Source organism: Azonexus sp. MM2026_4, assembly GCF_055901855.1.
Genome location: NZ_CM148380.1, coordinates 1,620,123 through 1,636,714, shown reverse-complemented (window position 1 = coordinate 1,636,714; position 16,592 = coordinate 1,620,123). Strand labels below are relative to the sequence as shown.

Below are 16,592 nucleotides of genomic sequence, written 5' to 3'. Positions count from 1 at the left end.
TACCTGAAACCCCTGCCTTTTCCTAGAAAGGAAATCCCATGAACAATATAAAGCCGGCCGAATACAGCGATCGCCTCTACAACGAGGACCTTGCCGCGTTGAAGGACAAGAACTGGAACTGGTACAACATCTTCGCCTTCTGGATGTCGGATGTGCATAGCGTTGGCGGCTACGTCTTTGCCGGCAGCCTGTTTGCCCTCGGGCTGGGCAGCTGGCAGGTGCTGGTATCGCTGCTGGTCGGCATCGTCCTGGTCAACATCCTGTGCAATCTGGTCGCCCGGCCCAGCCAGATGGCCGGCATTCCCTACCCGGTCGCCTGCCGCATGTCCTTCGGCATCTGGGGGGCCAACATCCCGGCCATCATCCGCGGCCTGATCGCGGTTGCCTGGTACGGCATCCAGACCTTCCTTGCCTCGTCGGCGCTGAGCATCGTCCTGCTGCGCTTCTTCCCCGGGCTGGAAAGCCTGATGCACAGCCAGTTCCTCGGCCTTTCCTACCTCGGCTGGGTCGGCTTCATGACCATGTGGGTGCTGCAGGCCGCCGTGTTCTGGCACGGCATGGAAGCGATCAAGCGCTTCATCGACTGGGCCGGTCCGGCGGTCTACGTCGTGATGTTCGCGCTGGCCGCCTGGATCGTCTGGAAAGCCGGCCCGGAAAACATCTCGCTCAACCTGGGTGAAGTGAAGTACAGCGGCCTCGAATCGCTGGGCATGATGATCACCGCCATCGCCCTGGTCGTCTCCTACTTCTCCGGCCCGATGCTCAACTTCGGCGACTTCTCGCGCTACGGGCGGACCATGGAAGAAGTGAAGCGCGGCAACTTCTGGGGGCTGCCGGTCAACTTCCTCGCCTTTTCGGTCGTCACCGTGGTCATCACCTCCGGCACCATCCCGGTTTTCGGTCACATGATCACCGACCCGATCGAAACCGTCAGCCGCATCGACAACACCACCGCCGCCGTGCTCGGTGCCTTCACCTTCGTCACCGCGACCATCGGCATCAACATCGTCGCCAACTTCGTCTCGCCGGCTTTCGACTTCTCCAACGTCGCGCCCAAGTACATCAGCTTCCGTACCGGCGGTTTCATCGCCGCCGTCGCGTCGATCTTCATCACCCCGTGGAACCTGTTCAACTCGCCGGAAGTGATCCACTACACGCTCGACATGCTGGCCGCCTTCATCGGCCCCTTGTTCGGCATCCTGCTGGTCGATTTCTACCTGGTGCGCAAGCAGGAAATCGTCGTCGAACGACCTGTACACGGAAAGCCCGGACGGCGCCTACTGGTACGACAAGGGCGTGAACAAGCGCGCGGTCTACGCGCTGATTCCGGCAGTTTTGATCGGCATCGCCATCACGCTGTCCGGCGTCAAGGCGGTGGCCGACTTCAACTGGTTCATCGGCTGCCTGCTCGGCGGGGTGTTCTACAGCGCCCTGATGAGCCGCCGCCCGGTGCTGGCCGGGGCGAGCGCCTGATACGCTTTGTGCTCAAGCAATGGGGCCGACCTGCGGGTCGGCCTTTTTACGTTTACCGGCTGGGCGCCGCACATTGAAGCGTGGATGTAGCAAATGCGCTGGCAATGTCCGTAATTTCAGTCATTAAGCGTTTAGTGTCCAGGATTGCGGACATTGCCTTTGACTCAAGCGGCTCTGCGCAGTATTTCTCCGTGGAGGTAAGGAGTGATGAAGATGGTAATAAAAAATGACTGCGGTAATGATTTTTGGTTGTTTATATCAGGGCTTGAGGCGTATTTAAATTGTTATGTTTTTTTATCCGTTGTGTTTTAACGAATTGTGTGCGGTGTTTGTCGAAATTTAATTTCTATGGCTACCGAGCGATTAGGCTTCGTGGCGAAAACCCATCAAAATATAGGATCTTGCTTCATTCTGGAGTATGTAATATTAACATCTAGTTTATATCTGTTTTTTACAACGTCGGTTATTAATTGGTGGAACCATTTTGGTGCTTCCGGACTTACTCTGATCGATTGGATTAGCTCTGATAAGTTGACGTCTATGTAACTTCCTGGCTCGTCGCGTTGCTCCATAATATTTGACATTGGTTGATATTTGATAAGTCTGATTTCCTGTTCGAAAGAATAGAATTTCGATTTGTGAAGATAAGGTGATAGCAAATGTTTTTTTGAGAAGTGCTCATTTTCGTGGTCAATATAGCTTACATCTGATAGGTAGGCCTTTGAGCCATCCGCGATCATCACGGAGCGCGCTAGTGCATTAACTGATGATTCTATGCAAATCGCATTTGCTGAGCCTCCATATATTTTCCACATAGCCATGCTTTCTTGGTCATTCCTGTGCCAACAGCAAACATCGAGCCAATCTCTTTGTCGGTTGAATACGTCACGGTACCTTGATCGATCATATTCGCCAAAAACAGTCTTAACTAAACCTGAATAAATTTTCTGTTTTATGATTGTGTTTTCGCGGCTTTCTTTTTCCAGCTCTTCAGGTGATATTTTTTCGGCTCTTGGCAACAGTCTGTTTACTACAAAGTCTAGAATTTCCGCTGTGCCATTTAATATTAGAGCATCAATATGTGTGAGGCCGCCCTCCAAACGGTCTTCAAAATTCGATATTTTCGACAGGAACAACTTCGATGTTTCAAGTAAGTGCAAAAATTTTGGGAGGTCCATGTAACGTTGGATGTTTGTCTCTGCATCGAGTGTTTCGGCAACCTCTACAAAGTTTTCTTGAATGCCGACCATTGATTTGCTCCAAAATAAATCGTAATGAAACTTGGCGGGCTACGACTGTTATTCGTGGCTTCCGTGGTGACCAAAAATCCTGGCCCAATCCCGTTTTTGAGTATTTTGAACATACTATGCTTTTGCTCTGTCTTCCAGAATAAATCAGCCAAGCAACAACAGCGATCACGATGTTAGGGGACAGACCACGGTTTTTGTTTCTGATCCGTTGCTCTCAGAAATCGTGCTTTTCGGGAGCTTGGCGATGCTGTCCAGTACATCCGGATGGCGCTTGTACAAGCTGAGGCTGGCCAAGGGGCTCAAGGCTTCCGCCGCTACATTCATTGCCGCTTCCCTTCCAGTCGCCGGGTGCCCGCATCCGCCAGCAGTAGTTTCATTTGCTGGATGGCGGTTTGGTTGAGCAGTGCCAGCCGTTCGGCCTGCGCCAGCTTCTGGTGGATGAAGTGGGCGTTGAGCGTTTCCAGGTTGGCCAGGCAGACCAGTTGTGCGGCATTGGCTTCGTCGCGGATGTTGCCCTTGTTGCCGGGGTTTTCGTCACGCCATTGTTTGGCGGTTTTGCCGAACAGTGCCATGTTCAGCAAGTCCGCCTCGCTGGCGTAAATGAGGCTGGTCTGCTGTGGCGTCAGTTGTGGCGGAATCAGTTCGGCCTTGATGGCGTCGGTGTGGATGCGGTAGTTGATCCTGGCCAGATTGCGGCGAATGTCCCAGCCGAGTTGCTGGAATTCCGTCTCCTTGAGGCGCTGGAATTCCTTGATCAGGTAAATCTTGAATTCGGCGCTGATCCACATGCCGAATTCAAAGGCGATGTCCTTGTGGGCGTAGGTGCCGCCATAGCGTCCGGCCTTGGCCACCAGGCCGATGGCATTGGTTTGGGCTACCCATTCCTTGACGCTGAGCTTGTAGTTGTTTAGCCCGGCCTGTCTTTCAATTGCGGCGAATCCGCCATAATTAAAAGCGGGGTTGTGCACTTGCTCCCAGATGCCCAGAAACTCCACGGTATTGCGGTTGCGCAGCCAGTCGGAGATGAAGAAATCGCCATCTTTGGCCTTGAGCATGTCGGTCAGCGAGATGAAGTCCATGTCGTTTTCGGCATAGACGGTGATTGACGTGCCTTTCACGTCGATCTTGGCCATGTTCATTCTCCCTTCTGAGCCGCCAGGCGGTGGATAAGACTTCGTCATTATGCCTGAGGCCTCCGCAAGTGCTTTCGTGCCAATGCGGCGCTGGATGGCTGCGTATCGTCGAACCGGGCAGCGACCGGCTAATCCCGCCGCTCCCCTATAATCCCCCCTTTCCCCAACTCAGGACCGCACCATGGAAAACGCCCCCGCCAGCCCTTATCGTGACGACATCGTGATTTCCTGGCCGGAGCTGCATCGGGATACCCGCTTGCTCTGCCATCAACTGGTCGAGAAGGGGCCGTTCAAGGGGATCATTGCGATTGCCCGGGGCGGGTTGATTCCGGCGGCGCTGGTGGCGCGGGAGCTGGAAATCCGGCTGGTCGATACGATCTGCGCTTCCAGCTATGAAGCCGCCGACGACGACAGCGCGCAGACGATGCGCAAGGAAGTGAAGATTCTCAAGGGCGTGGAAGGCGATGGCGAGGGCTATCTGCTGATCGACGATCTGGTCGATACCGGCAACACCGCGCGCGTCATCCGCAAGCTGCTGCCCAAGGCCTTCTTCGCGACGATTTACGCCAAGCCGCAGGGGCTTGAGGTGGTCGATCTGTGCGTCAAGCAGTTTGCCCAGGACAAGTGGATCTACTTCCCCTGGGACATCGACTACCAGTTCGTCGCGCCGATCAAGAAGAAGCTCGACAAGGCCTGATGAAATAATAGGGGACAGACCACGGTTTTATTTGCGGTCCATTGTTCTCAGAAGCCGTGCTCTCCGAGAAGGTGGCGATGCAGGTCAGTACATTCAGATTGCGCCTGTGCAAGCTGAGGCTGGCCAAGGGGCTCAAGGCTTCCGCCGCTACATTCATGGCTTTTTCCCTTCCAGTCGTCGGGTGCCCGCATCCGCCAGCAGTAGTTTCATTTGCTGGATGGCGGTCTGGTTGAGCAGTGCCAGCCGTTCGGCCTGCGCCAGCTTCTGGTGGATGAAGTGGGCGTTGAGCGTTTCCAGGTTGGCCAGGCAGACCAGTTGTGCGGCATTGGCTTCGTCGCGGATGTTGCCCTTGTTGCCGGGGTTTTCGTCACGCCATTGTTTGGCGGTTTTGCCGAACAGTGCCATGTTCAGCAAGTCCGCCTCGCTGGCGTAAATGAGGCTGGTCTGCTGTGGCGTCAGTTGTGGCGGAATCAGTTCGGCCTTGATGGCGTCGGTGTGGATGCGGTAGTTGATCCTGGCCAGATTGCGGCGAATGTCCCAGCCGAGTTGCTGGAATTCCGTCTCCTTGAGGCGCTGGAATTCCTTGATCAGGTAAATCTTGAATTCGGCGCTGATCCACATGCCGAATTCAAAGGCGATGTCCTTGTGGGCGTAGGTGCCGCCATAGCGTCCGGCCTTGGCCACCAGGCCGATGGCATTGGTTTGGGCTACCCATTCCTTGACGCTGAGCTTGTAGTTGTTGAGCCCGGCCTGTCTTTCAATTGCGGCGAATCCGCCATAATTAAAAGCGGGGTTGTGCACTTGCTCCCAGATGCCCAGAAACTCCACGGTATTGCGGTTGCGCAGCCAGTCGGAGATGAAGAAATCGCCATCTTTGGCCTTGAGCATGTCGGTCAGCGAGATGAAGTCCATGTCGTTTTCGGCATAGACGGTGATTGACGTGCCTTTCACGTCGATCTTGGCCATGTTCATTCTCCCTTCTGAGCCGCCAGGCGGTGGATAAGACTTCGTCATTATGCCTGAGGCCTCCGCAAGTGCTTTCGTGCCAATGCGGCGCTGGATGGCTGCGTATCGTCGAACCGGGCAGCGACCGGCTAATCCCGCCGCTCCCCTATAATCCCCCCTTTCCCCAACTCAGGACCGCACCATGGAAAACGCCCCCGCCAGCCCTTATCGTGACGACATCGTGATTTCCTGGCCGGAGCTGCATCGGGATACCCGCTTGCTCTGCCATCAACTGGTCGAGAAGGGGCCGTTCAAGGGGATTATTGCGATTGCTCGGGGCGGGTTGATTCCGGCGGCGCTGGTGGCGCGGGAGCTGGAAATCCGGCTGGTCGATACGATCTGTGCGTCCAGTTATGAAGCCGCCGACGACGACAGTGCGCAGACCATGCGCAAGGAAGTGAAGATACTCAAGGGGGTGGAAGGCGATGGCGAGGGCTATCTGCTGATCGACGATCTGGTCGATACCGGCAACACCGCCCGCGTCATCCGCAAGCTGCAGCCCAAGGCCTTCTTCGCGACGATCTACGCCAAGCCGCAGGGGCTTGAGGTGGTCGATCTGTGCGTCAAGCAGTTTGCCCAGGACAAGTGGATCTACTTCCCCTGGGACATCGATTACCAGTTCGTCGCACCGATCAAGAAGAAGCTCGACAAGGCCTGATCAGCGATAGCCGCCGCCGGCCCAGGCGGCGATTTTCTGGCGCTCGGCATCGGTCATCGCGGTGACGTTGCCGAGCGGCATGGCCTTTAGTTGTACCGTCTGCGCCAGAATGCGCGGGCCGAGGGCGCGGATTTGCGCCGGGGTGTCGAGGACGACGCCGGCCGGCGCTGCCGGCATCAGCGTTGGCGTGGCCGAGTGGCAGGCGACGCAGCGGGCGGTGAGCACCGGTTGAATTTCCGCCACGCTGGGTGCGCCGTTGGCGGAAACGGCGAGCGGCGCCGGGGCCAGCCAGACGAAGACGCCGAGCAGCAGGGCGCCACCCGCCGCCGGATACTGCCAGGCAAAGACGCCCTTGTGGCGCAGGTTGAAGAAGTGGCGGATCAGTACCGCGGCGAGCAGGATCAGCGCCAGCACCAGCCAGGCCTGCGGGTGGTTGTAGGTGAAGGCGTAGTGGTTGGAGATCATGCAGAACAGCACCGGCAGCGTCAGGTAGTTGTTGTGCACGCTGCGCTGTTTTGCGCGCAGGCCGTGGATCGGGTCCGGCGTTTCGCCGCGCTGCATCATGGCGATGGTTTTCTTCTGGCCGGGAATGATCCAGAAGAAGACGTTGGCGCTCATCGTCGTGGCGATCATCGCGCCGATATGCAGGAAGGCGGCGCGGCCGGAGAGCAGGTGGGTCAGCCCCCAGGCGACGGCGACGACAAAGGCGAAGTAGAGCGCCGCGAAGACCAGCAGGTTGCGGCGCAGCAGGACGCGGCAGAGCACGTCATAGACCAGCCAGCCGACGACCAGCGTGGCCAGGCCGATGCCGATGGCGGCGGCGGGCGACAGGTCGGCCTTGGCCGGATCGACCATGTAGCTGGCGGCCTGCGTGTAATAGAGCACGCCGAGCAGGAAGAAGCCGGTCAGGAAGGTCGAGTACGACTCCCATTTGAACCAGTGCAGTTCGCTCGGCAAATGGGCCGGCGCGACCAGGTATTTCTGCGGGTTGTAGAAACCGCCGCCATGCACGGCCCACAGTTCGCCGCCGACGCCTTTTTCCTTCAGCGCGGGGTCAGTCGGCGGCTTCAGCGAGTTGTCGAGCCAGACGAAGTAGAACGAGGAGCCGATCCAGGCGATGCCGACGATCAGGTGCAGCCAGCGCAGCAGCAGCGAGCCGACTTCGATCAGGTAGTTGAAGTCCATCAGCTGCCCCGGTAGGTGGAATAGGCCCAGGGCGAGACGAGCAGCGGCACGTGGTAGTGGCCGTTCGCGTCGGCGACGCCGAAGCGCAGCGTGATGCGGTCGAGGAAGGGCGGCTCGGGCAGTTCGGCGCCGGCGGCGCGGAAGTAGGCGGCGGCGTCGAAGACCAGTTCGTAGATACCCGGCAGCAGGTCGGCGCCGCTCAGCAGCGGGGCGTCGGTGCGGCCGTCGGCGTTGGTCGTGCCGCTGGCGAGGACGACTGGCGTCGCGCCGTCGAGGCGGCTCAGGGTGTAGGCCATGCCGGCGGCCGGGCGGCCGCTGGCGGTGTCGAGTACGTGGGTGGAGAGGCGTCCCATGGCGGGTTTCCGGCAGCGTTGACGATGCGTCGATTATAGAAAGGCACGGGCTGTGGCGGGTTTATAAAGGCTATCGGGTTTTTCGGATGTCGCGCCGCCGGGGGCGGGGGAATATCTGCCGACAGGCAAGACCATTATGCGAATGGCGCGGCTTGCTGGCCGTCGGGCGAGTCCGTAAGCTAGTTTTCAGACCGATCTCACGGATGAAACGATGACCTTGCACTTACCTCTCGCCAGCCTTTCGCAACTTGACCGGACAGGCTTCGATGCCGCCGTCGGCGCCGTGTTCGAGCATTCGCCCTGGGTCATGGCGCGGGTCTGGGAACGGCGTCCGTTTGCCGACCGCGCCGCCTTGCGCGCCGCGATGCAGGCGACGCTGGCCAGTGCGGGGCGTGATGAAGTGCTGGCGCTGATCCTCGCCCACCCGGAACTGGCCAGCAAGGCGGCGCTGCGCGGCGAACTGACCGCCGATTCGGCGCGCGAGCAGGCCGGCGCCGGGCTTTCCGCGTGCAGTCCGGAAGAACTGGCGGAAATCCGCCGCCTCAACGACGCCTACCGCGCCCGCTTCGGCTGGCCTTTCATCATTGCCGTGCGCGGGCTGACCCGCCAGGACATCATCGCCGCCATGCGCCGCCGTCTGGCGCGCAGTGCCGACGAAGAATTTGCCGAGGCACAGGCGCAAATCCTGCGCATCGCCGACCTGCGCCTCGACGCGCTGCTCGCCTGAGCCAGCCTCAGGCGCGCAGGCGCTGGCGGCCCGCCGGCTCGGCGCTCGGCGGATTGATCCGCTGACGGATCACTTCCCCAATCTGCTCGCGGAACCAGCGGCATTCCTCGGCGTGGTGCGTGCGGTCGTGCCAGAGCAGGTAGAACTGCATCTTCGGAAATTCGACCGGCGATTCGGCGTAGCAGAGGTCGCCCAGCGCGCAGCAGTGTTCGGCGAAGATGCGCGGCGCCGAAAAGATCAGGTCGGCCTGCTGCAGCACGTAGGGCACCAGGTTGAAGTAGGGCACGCTGGCAACGACGTTGCGCTTGATCCGGTCGCGCGCTAGTTGCATGTCGATGACGCCGCGCTGGCCGACGGCGTAGGGCGTCGGCACCAGGTGTTCGGCGTTCTGGTAGTCGTCGGCGGTGAGCCGGTGGCCGGCCAGTGGATGGCGCTTGCGCATCAGACAGACGACGTCGTCTTCGAATAGCGGCGCCAGGCGCAGGTGCTCGGGCGGCTGCGGCCAGTTGCCGATGACGATGTCGAGTTCGCCGGTTTCCAGCGCCTTGGCATAGTCGTGTTCCGGCCCGAAGGAGTGCAGCACGACCTGCGAATGCGGCGCGTGCTGGCGCAGGTGGGCGACGATGTTGCCGATCAGGATCGCGTTCAGGTAGTCCGGCGTGGCGATGTTGAAGACGCGCTTGGTCTTCATCGGGTCGAAACGCACCTGTTGCAGGCCGATGGCCTCAATCTGGGCGAGCGCGATCTTGACCGGTTCAAGCAGCGACTGGCCGCGCTCGGTCGGCGTCATGCCGTTACGGCTGCGCACCAGCAACTGGTCGCCGGTGATGTCGCGCAGCCGGCGCAGGGCGGTGCTCACCGCCGGTTGCGACTGATTCAGGCGGCGGGCGGCGTTGGAGACGCTGCATTCGGTGAGCAGGGCATGCAGCACTTGCAGCAGATGCACGTCGATGGATTCCCAGGAACAACTCGCGGCCATGCTTTTCCCCTTGTCGAAATTGTTGTCGGATTCTCCTAGCAATAAACGCGCCTTTGCCGACGCGAGGTAAAACGGCCATTTTCGGTACTTCGGTGCACCGCTTTCGCGCATCGGGTAGGTGCCGCGCACCGGGGAAAGGCGCAAGCGGACTAGCGCAGCGGCGGGATTCCTGAAATCAATGCAACCAGGGTGACTTGCCGGTCCGTCTGGGTCTTGCCGAAGACGGCGCGCAACTGGGTTTTCACGGTCGGCAGCTTGACTCCCTGGGCCGCGGCGTACTCCTCCAGCGTCTCGCCATGGCACAAAGCCCGCGCCAGCCTCGCCTCGGCCGCCGACAGGCCGAACATCGACATCAACTGGCGGGCGCTGGCGATGCGCCGTCGGTCGAGCGGGAACACCAGGCAGGCGACGTTCCGAGTCTGCCCGGGTAAAGGCCGCTCGCCGTGTCGGCTCGGTTCCAGCAGGATCGTGTAACGTGCCTGCGTAGGTGCGCCGCTCGGGCAAATCAGGGTTTCCGCCCGATCCTCCCGCGCCACCCGCGCAATCGCCTTCATCAACAAGCCGTTGAACCCGGGGTCGCCCGCCCCGAAATGGCCATGGCGAATCTCGATGGCACCGCCGCGCTGTAGGAAATTGGTCGAGCGCTCATCGATATCGAGAACCAGCCCGCCCGGCGAAACCAGCAATGCCGCCACATAGGGCGAGAACAAGGCGCTCGCCCCATGATCGACATACTGCCGAATCACCCGGCAATGCTGCAGGAAATCGAGATATTCCGTCGTCCCGAAATTGTTCTCGTGAAGAAACGTGCAATCGGCACACACCCACGCCTGATGCGCACCCAGCGAACAGTTGGGGCGAACGTGCCGACAGCTCGGCGCTTCCCCTGCCTGAGCCGCATCGAATCCTTCCTTGGTTCTTGTATTGGGCGCTAGCCCATCTTCCGGCTGCTCAATTTTGCGTTCCCCCGCGTCATCAGACGCCGCTGATTAAAGACCCCCGCGATGCGACATCAGCGTATCACGATCATCCGTATGGATGATGCATTTGGGGTATGGCGAGGGGTAGGCTGGTTAACGTGTCGTGCTAGTGGTTCTGGTTAATAGAGGGGGGAATTATGGAATTGAAAACTGAACTTTCTACAAGCACCGCCAATACATTCACCGCGTATGCCCCCCCGCTGCTTTGGGGTGTATGGACAAATATTTTGAGTCATGGCGGAGTTGTATCCAAAAAAATTGCTTACGCCCCGATTGGGGAAACGGTTGTTATGGGAAAAGTTCGCTATTACAGAAATAAAGACAAGCAAGTTGAGGAAGAATTCAAAGATGAAGTGATCATAACTACTGCGGATGTGTGGGCAAATATCGAGGTTTGTTTTAAAGGGGTGGTGACCGGATCAACAGTTGAGGGAACCATCGAGTAAGGGAAACTCTGCACAAGTAGCCGTCATGCATCGCAATTTGTGAAAATGACGGCATTGTCATTGAGTTGATGAGACAGATGAAACCGATGAAGCAACTGAGCCTGGCCGAGATGGGTTTTTTGCCGAAAGCTGGCAAGCAAACCCGCAAGGCAGTGTTCCTTGCAGAGATGGAAACGGTGGTTCCGTGGTCGCGTCTTGAGTCGCTGATCGAGCCGTTCTACCCGAAGAAGGGAAACGGCCGCCCGCCGGTGCCGCTGTGCACGATGCTGCGGATTCACTTCATGCACCAGTGGTTTGGTTACTCTGACCCGGCGATGGAAGAAGCGCTGCACGATGTGCCGCTGCTGCGCCAGTTTTCCGGGCTGGATGCCTTCGAGGATGTGATCCCAGACGAAAGCACCATTCTTCGCTTCCGGCATCTGCTGGAGAAGCATGATCTGGCGGTAGCGATCTTTGCCGAGGTCAATGGTGTGCTATCGGAGAAAGGCCTGTCGATGAAGCGTGGCACGGTGGTTGATGCGACGCTGATTGCAGCACCGAGTTCGACGAAGAACGAAGACAAGAAGCGTGATCCGGAAATGACGCAGACCAAGAAGGGCAATCAGTGGCACTTCGGTATGAAGGCGCACATTGGCGTCGATGCCGACAGCGGTTTGATTCATACCGTGGAATGCACGACGGCCAAGGTCGCCGACATTGCGATGATGGAGAAGTGCCTGCACGGGGAAGAAGCCATTGCGCTCGGTGATCGCGGCTATCACAAGAAGAACCGGACGATTGACGCGTTCCAGAAGGAAGGCAATCTGTCTGTTCTGACGCCGACCAAGAAACCGGCTGGCGGAGCGCTGACCGAGGGTCAGAAGGCGTTCAACCGGATGCTCTCGTCGGTGCGGGCAATTGTCGAACTCCCGTTCCGTGTGGTGAAGCGCCAGTTTGGCTTTGTGAAGGTTCGTTACCGTGGTCTGGCAAAGAAGACGGGGCAGATCGTGATGCTGTTTGCGCTGGCCAATTTGTGGATGGCTCGCAAGCGATTGTTGCCTTTGGTGGGCGAGGTGCGCCCGTGAAACGTGAAATGCAGGGAAACCTCCCTGGATTTCACGGTCAACGGTCAAAAGTCGCCTGATTTTCATCTTTTTTATGACGGCCTGCGCGGAAATTGCCGGTTGTGCAGAGAATCCTTAGTGCAATGACCCTGGGCTCGTAACTGAGTACGCGAGTGTTTTGGCTACCTGTTTAATAAACAAACGAAGGAGCATTACAATGGGATTCAGAATTAAAATTGGTGGTTTTGAGATCAAAGGAGATACTCCTGACGAAACACTTAAGAAAGCAGTAGAACGAGCTCAAGAAACATCGAAGCTCGCCTTGACAGCTCTAAAAAGCGGCAATCTTGAAGATTACAAGAGGCTCGCCGGGAATCTAGTGCTGAACAACAATCTAGCAACCGTTGGAGCAAAAAAAGCCGCCCAAGAGATATTTCCGAACATCCCCGCCGACAAGCTGGAACAGGTAGTTGGTGCAGGAGTTATAACTTTATTAGGGACTCAAGACCTAACTTTGACGGTATTGTCGGTTGCGCAGGAATACCTTGCTATTTATCCAAATTTGGATGCAGAAGAACACGCGCCGCCTATTGCTCCAACTATCGGAGCTCCGACCAGGCCGCAAAAAATATATAGTGCTAATTGCTTAAAACTCTGGAAATATGCTCATCCAGATGGCCGTGCCGACGTGTGGGCTGGTTTTAATAAGCTCCCTGTTCTAACTGACTCTAACGGCAACAAGACGGTATGGCCTACCGTTGATCTCTTGGCAGGTGACATTGTAGAAATGACCTCTGAGCTTGATCCTATGGCAGAAGAGCCCTACACAGTGAAGAGCAGCAGAGCAACTTTTACGGGGACAAGCAGAAACACCCCCGGTATTGGCACTGACCAAGTGACTCTTCTGATTAAGTTCTCGACGATAGTTTGATGCCCCCCCCCGAGTTCGGCAGTTCGAGCCTAAAAAAAAGGCCATTTTCGAGAAGTTGTCCGCGCAGTCACGTGGAGTTCCCTGGATTTAGTGGAGAGGGAAAAAATATCCTATCCTCATCTCATGGGAGGGGCTGTATTGACCCAATAAAACTAGCCAGTTCCGCCGTCTGCGGGTTGGCGAACAGTTCCTGCGGGTCGCCGGCTTCGTGGATGCGGCCCTGGTACATGAACACCAGTTTGTCGCCGACTTCGCGCGCGAAGCGCATTTCGTGGGTCACCATGATCAGCGTGATGCCTTCGGCGGCGAGGTTCTTGACCACGGCGAGCACTTCGTTGACCAGTTCCGGGTCGAGCGCTGAGGTGATTTCGTCGCAGAGCAGGACGCGCGGCTGCATGGCCAGCGCGCGGGCAATCGCTACGCGCTGCTGCTGGCCGCCGGAGAGCTGGTCGGGGTAGGCGTCGAACTTGTCCTGCAGGCCGACCTTGAGCAGCATCGCCTTGGCCAGGTCGCGGGATTCGGATTCGGGCATCTTCTTCACGACGCGGGTGGCGAGCATGACGTTCTGGCCGGCGGTCAGGTGCGGGAAGAGGTTGAACTGCTGGAAGACCATGCCGACCTTCTGGCGCAGCGCGCGCAGGTCGGTTTCGTGCGGGTGGATGCGTTCGCCGTCGACTTCGATGCAGCCGTCGTCGAAGCTTTCCAGGCCGTTGATGGTGCGCAGCAGCGTGCTCTTGCCGGAGCCGCTGCGGCCGATCAGGGCGATCACCTGGCCTTCCTCGATATCGAGGTCGATGCCGCGCAGCACGTGGTTGCTGCCGAAATGCTTGTGCAGGGCGTCAATGCGCACGAGAGCCATGGATTTTCCTTTCGAGGATGCGGGAGTAGGCGGAGAGCGGGTAGCACAGGGCGAAGTAGCCGAGCGCGACGAGGCCGAAGACGAGGAAGGGCTGGTAGGTGGCGTTGGCGAGCATGGAGCCGGTCTTGGTCAGCTCGACGAAGCCAATGATCGAGGTGACGGCGGTGCCCTTGACCACCTGCACCGAGAAGCCGACGGTCGGCGCGATGGCGATGCGCAGCGCCTGCGGCAGGATCACGTAGCGCATCTGCTCGACGTGGGTCAGCGCCAGGCTGGCCGAGGCTTCCCACTGGCCTTTCGGGATCGATTCGACGCAGCCGCGCCAGATTTCGCCGAGGTAGGCGCTGGTGAACAGCGTCAGGCCGATGGCGGCGGCGATCCACGGCGAAATTTCGAGGCCGATCAGGCTGCCGCCGAAGAAGATGATGAACAACTGCATGAGCAGCGGCGTGCCCTGGAAGACCTCGATATAGCCCTTGGCCAGCCGGCGCGGCAGCGGGGCCTTGGCGATGCGGGCGAAGAGCACGGCCAGGCCGGCGATGCCGCCGAGGACGAAGGCGGTCAGCGAGAGGCCGACGGTCCACAACGCGCCGTCGAGCAGGTTGCGGGCGATGTCCCAGGTCGAGATGTCGTTCATTTCGTTCTCCGGGCGATCAGTCGTTGTCCGGCCTGGATCAGCACCTGACGGACGGCGATGGCGAGCAGAAAGTAGATCGCGGTGACGACGAAGTAGGTTTCGAAGGCGCGGAAGTTGCGCGACTGGATGAAGTTGGCGGCGAAGGTCAGTTCCTCGGCGGCGATCTGCGAACAGACCGAGGTGCCGAGCATGACGATCACCACCTGGCTGCAGATGGCCGGCCACACCTTGAGCAGCGCCGGCGGCAGGACGACGTGGCGGAAGATCTGCGCCCGGCTCATGGCCAGCGACTGCGCCGCTTCAATCTGCCCCTTGGGCGTCGCTTCGATGCCGGCGCGGATGATCTCGGTGGTGTAGGCGCCGAGATTGACGACGACGGCGAGGATCGCCGCCTGCCATTCGTTGATCTGCACGCCGAGCGAGGGCAGGCCGAAGAAGATGAAGAACAACTGGACGAGGAAGGGGGTGTTGCGGATCGCCTCGACATAGACCGCGAACAGCCGGTCGAAGGGGGCGAGCTTCCAGGCCCGCGACACCGCGCCGAGGATGCCGACGGCGAGCCCGCAGACGGTGCCGATGGCAGTCAGCGCCAGCGTCTTCAGGGTGCCGTCGACGAGTACCTCGCGGTATTCGAGCACGGAAGCGAAATCGAATGCGTAAGCCATCGGCTATCCTCCGGCGCCGCCCGCGGGCGGCGCCCAGTGGGTTATCAGAGACCGGCCGGCAGCGGGGCCTGCAGCCAGCGTTGCGAAACCTGGTTGAGTTCGCCGTTGGCCTTGAGCTTGCCGACGATCTCGTTGACCTTGGCCAGCATGGCAGCTTCGCCCTTGTTCACGCCGACGTAGCAGGGCGAGTTCTTGATCAGGAACTTGGTGTCCAGGCGGCGGATCTTGGTGCGCTCATTGACCGCGGCGGCAACGACGTTGCCGGTGGCGATCAGTTGAACCTGGCCGGAGAGGTAGGCCGAGATGGTCGCGTTGTTGTCCTCGAAACGCTTGATCGTCGCGCTGGCCGGGGCGATCTTGCTGAATTCCAGGTCTTCGACCGAGCCGCGGGTGACGCCGACGGTCTTGCCGGCGGTGTCGGCGGCCGCCTTGATGGCGGCGTCGGCCGGCCCGAAGATGCCGTTGAAGAACGGGGCGTAGGCGATCGAGAAGTCGATCACCTTCTCGCGGTCCGGGTTCTTGCCCAGGCTGGAGATGACCAGGTCGGCCTTGCCGGTGGTCAGGTAGGGAATGCGGTTGGTGCTGCTGACCGGGATGATTTCCACCTTGAGCTTGAGTTCGCGGCCGATCAGGTTGGCGACGTCGATGTCGTAGCCGCGCGGCTTGAGGTCGGGGCCGACGGTGCCGAAGGGCGGGAAGTCCTGCGGCACGGCGACGCGCAGCACGCCGCTCTTCATGGCGTCGGCGAGGACGTCGGCCTGGGCGAGGCCGATGCCGCCGGCGAGCAACGAGGCGGCGACGAGGGACTTGAGGAATTGACGTTTCTGCATGGCGAGGCTCCTGGATGGGTGGGAAATCAGGGTTGGACGAAACGGATGCCGACGCGGCCGGCGGCGGAAAGCAGGTGCTGCTGCATCGCCTTGCGCGCGCTGGCGGCATTGCCGGCGGCGACGGCGGCGAGGATGGCGGCGTGTTCGTCGGCCGGCTGCCAGATGTGGCTGCTGTCGGCGAAGGGCAGGCGCAGGCTGTAGGCGAGCTGGGCCTGGAAATGCTGGGTGATCGCCGCCAGCGCCGGGTTGCCGGAAAGCTCGGCGAGCGCCAGGTGGAAGCGCAAGTCGCAGTCGGCGGCGGTGACCAGGTCGCTGGCGCCGAGCGCGCGCTGCATCTCGCTCTGGCACTCGCGCAGTGCGGCGATGCCGTCGGCGTCGCGGCGGCGGGCGGCGAGGGCGGCGTTGGCCGGCTCGATGACGAAACGCATCTGGAAGATGGCGTCCGGCGGCATCGCGTTCGGTCCGCTCGGCAGGTTGGCAAGGTCGGCCGGCGCGCCGGCGGTGACGAAAACCCCCTTGCCGGCGAAGGAGCGCAGCAGGCCGAGGGCTTCCAGCATGGAGATCGCCTCGCGCAAGGAGGCGCGGCTGATGCCCAGGCTCTCGGCCAGTTCGCGCTGGCCGGGCAGGGCGGCGCCGGGCGCGTAATCGCCGTCGAGAATGCGGCGTTGCAGGGTTTGGGCGGCGATGTTGGAGACGCTTGGCATGGGTTTCTTCCGTTCAGACCGGTCAGACCGGTTAAGG

At 59.8% G+C, this 16,592-nt stretch carries 20 protein-coding genes; 8 read left to right on the top strand and 12 right to left on the bottom strand.

Features of this window, described 5'->3' with window-relative positions:
- The first annotated feature begins 38 nt into the window (after positions 1–38).
- A complete protein-coding gene (locus AC0KWY_RS07530; protein ID WP_474029014.1) occupies positions 39–1,550 on the top strand; it encodes an NCS1 family nucleobase:cation symporter-1 in 1,512 nt (503 codons plus the stop codon).
- Between the two features lie 309 nt (positions 1,551–1,859).
- Here the strand turns inward: AC0KWY_RS07530 and AC0KWY_RS07525 are convergent, their stop codons facing one another.
- The gene (locus AC0KWY_RS07525; RefSeq protein ID WP_474029013.1) at positions 1,860–2,723 is read right to left on the bottom strand and encodes a hypothetical protein; all 864 of its coding nucleotides are present in this window, start codon (positions 2,721–2,723) and stop codon (positions 1,860–1,862) included.
- A gap of 320 nt (positions 2,724–3,043) precedes the next feature.
- On the bottom strand, positions 3,044–3,856 hold the full coding sequence (locus AC0KWY_RS07520; protein WP_474029012.1) for a KilA-N domain-containing protein: 813 nt from the start codon (positions 3,854–3,856) through the stop codon (positions 3,044–3,046).
- 181 nt (positions 3,857–4,037) lie between these two features.
- Between AC0KWY_RS07520 and gpt (AC0KWY_RS07515) the strand changes: the two genes are divergently transcribed.
- Positions 4,038–4,553, top strand: a complete 516-nt coding sequence (gpt, locus tag AC0KWY_RS07515) for a xanthine phosphoribosyltransferase (protein ID WP_474029011.1) — start codon at positions 4,038–4,040, stop codon at positions 4,551–4,553.
- Between the two features lie 153 nt (positions 4,554–4,706).
- On the opposite strand, the gene AC0KWY_RS07510 is transcribed toward gpt (AC0KWY_RS07515), so the two are convergent.
- Positions 4,707–5,519, bottom strand: coding sequence for a KilA-N domain-containing protein (locus AC0KWY_RS07510; RefSeq protein WP_474029010.1), 813 nt, complete (start codon positions 5,517–5,519; stop codon positions 4,707–4,709).
- Between the two features lie 181 nt (positions 5,520–5,700).
- Between AC0KWY_RS07510 and gpt (AC0KWY_RS07505) the strand changes: the two genes are divergently transcribed.
- Positions 5,701–6,216, top strand: coding sequence for a xanthine phosphoribosyltransferase (gene gpt / locus AC0KWY_RS07505; RefSeq protein ID WP_474029009.1), 516 nt, complete (start codon positions 5,701–5,703; stop codon positions 6,214–6,216).
- Here the strand turns inward: gpt (AC0KWY_RS07505) and AC0KWY_RS07500 are convergent, their stop codons facing one another.
- Together AC0KWY_RS07500 and uraH are read right to left on the bottom strand one after the other, a co-directional pair.
- The gene (locus AC0KWY_RS07500; RefSeq protein WP_474029008.1) at positions 6,217–7,401 is read right to left on the bottom strand and encodes a urate hydroxylase PuuD; all 1,185 of its coding nucleotides are present in this window, start codon (positions 7,399–7,401) and stop codon (positions 6,217–6,219) included.
- On the bottom strand, positions 7,401–7,754 hold the full coding sequence (gene uraH, locus AC0KWY_RS07495; protein ID WP_474029007.1) for a hydroxyisourate hydrolase: 354 nt from the start codon (positions 7,752–7,754) through the stop codon (positions 7,401–7,403). The genes AC0KWY_RS07500 and uraH overlap by 1 nt, the downstream gene beginning before the upstream one ends.
- A gap of 211 nt (positions 7,755–7,965) precedes the next feature.
- Here uraH and uraD point away from each other — a divergent pair, with 211 nt between their 5' ends.
- Positions 7,966–8,481 carry a 2-oxo-4-hydroxy-4-carboxy-5-ureidoimidazoline decarboxylase gene (gene uraD / locus AC0KWY_RS07490; protein WP_474029006.1) on the top strand — a complete coding sequence of 172 codons (516 nt, stop codon included), beginning with the start codon at positions 7,966–7,968 and terminating at the stop codon, positions 8,479–8,481.
- A gap of 7 nt (positions 8,482–8,488) precedes the next feature.
- On the opposite strand, the gene AC0KWY_RS07485 is transcribed toward uraD, so the two are convergent.
- Both AC0KWY_RS07485 and AC0KWY_RS07480 read right to left on the bottom strand, forming a co-directional pair.
- Positions 8,489–9,460: a LysR substrate-binding domain-containing protein gene (locus AC0KWY_RS07485; RefSeq protein WP_474029005.1), complete on the bottom strand. Its 972-nt coding sequence runs from the start codon at positions 9,458–9,460 to the stop codon at positions 8,489–8,491.
- Between the two features lie 149 nt (positions 9,461–9,609).
- Positions 9,610–10,170, bottom strand: a complete 561-nt coding sequence (locus tag AC0KWY_RS07480) for a helix-turn-helix transcriptional regulator (protein ID WP_474029004.1) — start codon at positions 10,168–10,170, stop codon at positions 9,610–9,612.
- Positions 10,171–10,182: 12 nt separating this feature from the next.
- On the opposite strand from AC0KWY_RS07480, the gene AC0KWY_RS07475 reads away from it, so the two are divergent.
- The 4 genes from AC0KWY_RS07475 to AC0KWY_RS07460 all read left to right on the top strand — a co-directional run bounded on the left by AC0KWY_RS07475 (position 10,183) and on the right by AC0KWY_RS07460 (position 12,860).
- The gene (locus AC0KWY_RS07475; protein WP_474029003.1) at positions 10,183–10,395 is read left to right on the top strand and encodes a hypothetical protein; all 213 of its coding nucleotides are present in this window, start codon (positions 10,183–10,185) and stop codon (positions 10,393–10,395) included.
- A 182-nt stretch (positions 10,396–10,577) separates the two neighbouring features.
- Entirely contained in the window at positions 10,578–10,886 is a 309-nt protein-coding gene (locus tag AC0KWY_RS07470; protein WP_474029002.1) for a hypothetical protein, read from the top strand.
- An 86-nt stretch (positions 10,887–10,972) separates the two neighbouring features.
- Positions 10,973–11,950 (top strand): IS5 family transposase, encoded by a 978-nt coding sequence (locus AC0KWY_RS07465; RefSeq protein WP_474029710.1) that lies wholly within the window; start codon positions 10,973–10,975, stop codon positions 11,948–11,950.
- 196 nt (positions 11,951–12,146) lie between these two features.
- Positions 12,147–12,860, top strand: coding sequence for a hypothetical protein (locus AC0KWY_RS07460; protein WP_474029001.1), 714 nt, complete (start codon positions 12,147–12,149; stop codon positions 12,858–12,860).
- 121 nt (positions 12,861–12,981) lie between these two features.
- On the opposite strand, the gene AC0KWY_RS07455 is transcribed toward AC0KWY_RS07460, so the two are convergent.
- From AC0KWY_RS07455 to AC0KWY_RS07435, 5 genes are read right to left on the bottom strand one after another with little or no spacing between them, the layout of a single operon-like run.
- On the bottom strand, positions 12,982–13,719 hold the full coding sequence (locus AC0KWY_RS07455) for an amino acid ABC transporter ATP-binding protein (RefSeq protein ID WP_474029000.1): 738 nt from the start codon (positions 13,717–13,719) through the stop codon (positions 12,982–12,984).
- Positions 13,700–14,356 carry an amino acid ABC transporter permease gene (locus AC0KWY_RS07450; protein WP_474028999.1) on the bottom strand — a complete coding sequence of 219 codons (657 nt, stop codon included), beginning with the start codon at positions 14,354–14,356 and terminating at the stop codon, positions 13,700–13,702. The genes AC0KWY_RS07455 and AC0KWY_RS07450 overlap by 20 nt, the downstream gene beginning before the upstream one ends.
- Positions 14,353–15,021: an amino acid ABC transporter permease gene (locus AC0KWY_RS07445; protein WP_474028998.1), complete on the bottom strand. Its 669-nt coding sequence runs from the start codon at positions 15,019–15,021 to the stop codon at positions 14,353–14,355. The genes AC0KWY_RS07450 and AC0KWY_RS07445 overlap by 4 nt, the downstream gene beginning before the upstream one ends.
- A gap of 44 nt (positions 15,022–15,065) precedes the next feature.
- Positions 15,066–15,851 (bottom strand): transporter substrate-binding domain-containing protein, encoded by a 786-nt coding sequence (locus AC0KWY_RS07440; RefSeq protein WP_474028997.1) that lies wholly within the window; start codon positions 15,849–15,851, stop codon positions 15,066–15,068.
- A 26-nt stretch (positions 15,852–15,877) separates the two neighbouring features.
- Positions 15,878–16,555: a FadR/GntR family transcriptional regulator gene (locus AC0KWY_RS07435; protein WP_474028996.1), complete on the bottom strand. Its 678-nt coding sequence runs from the start codon at positions 16,553–16,555 to the stop codon at positions 15,878–15,880.
- Positions 16,556–16,592 lie beyond the last annotated feature (37 nt).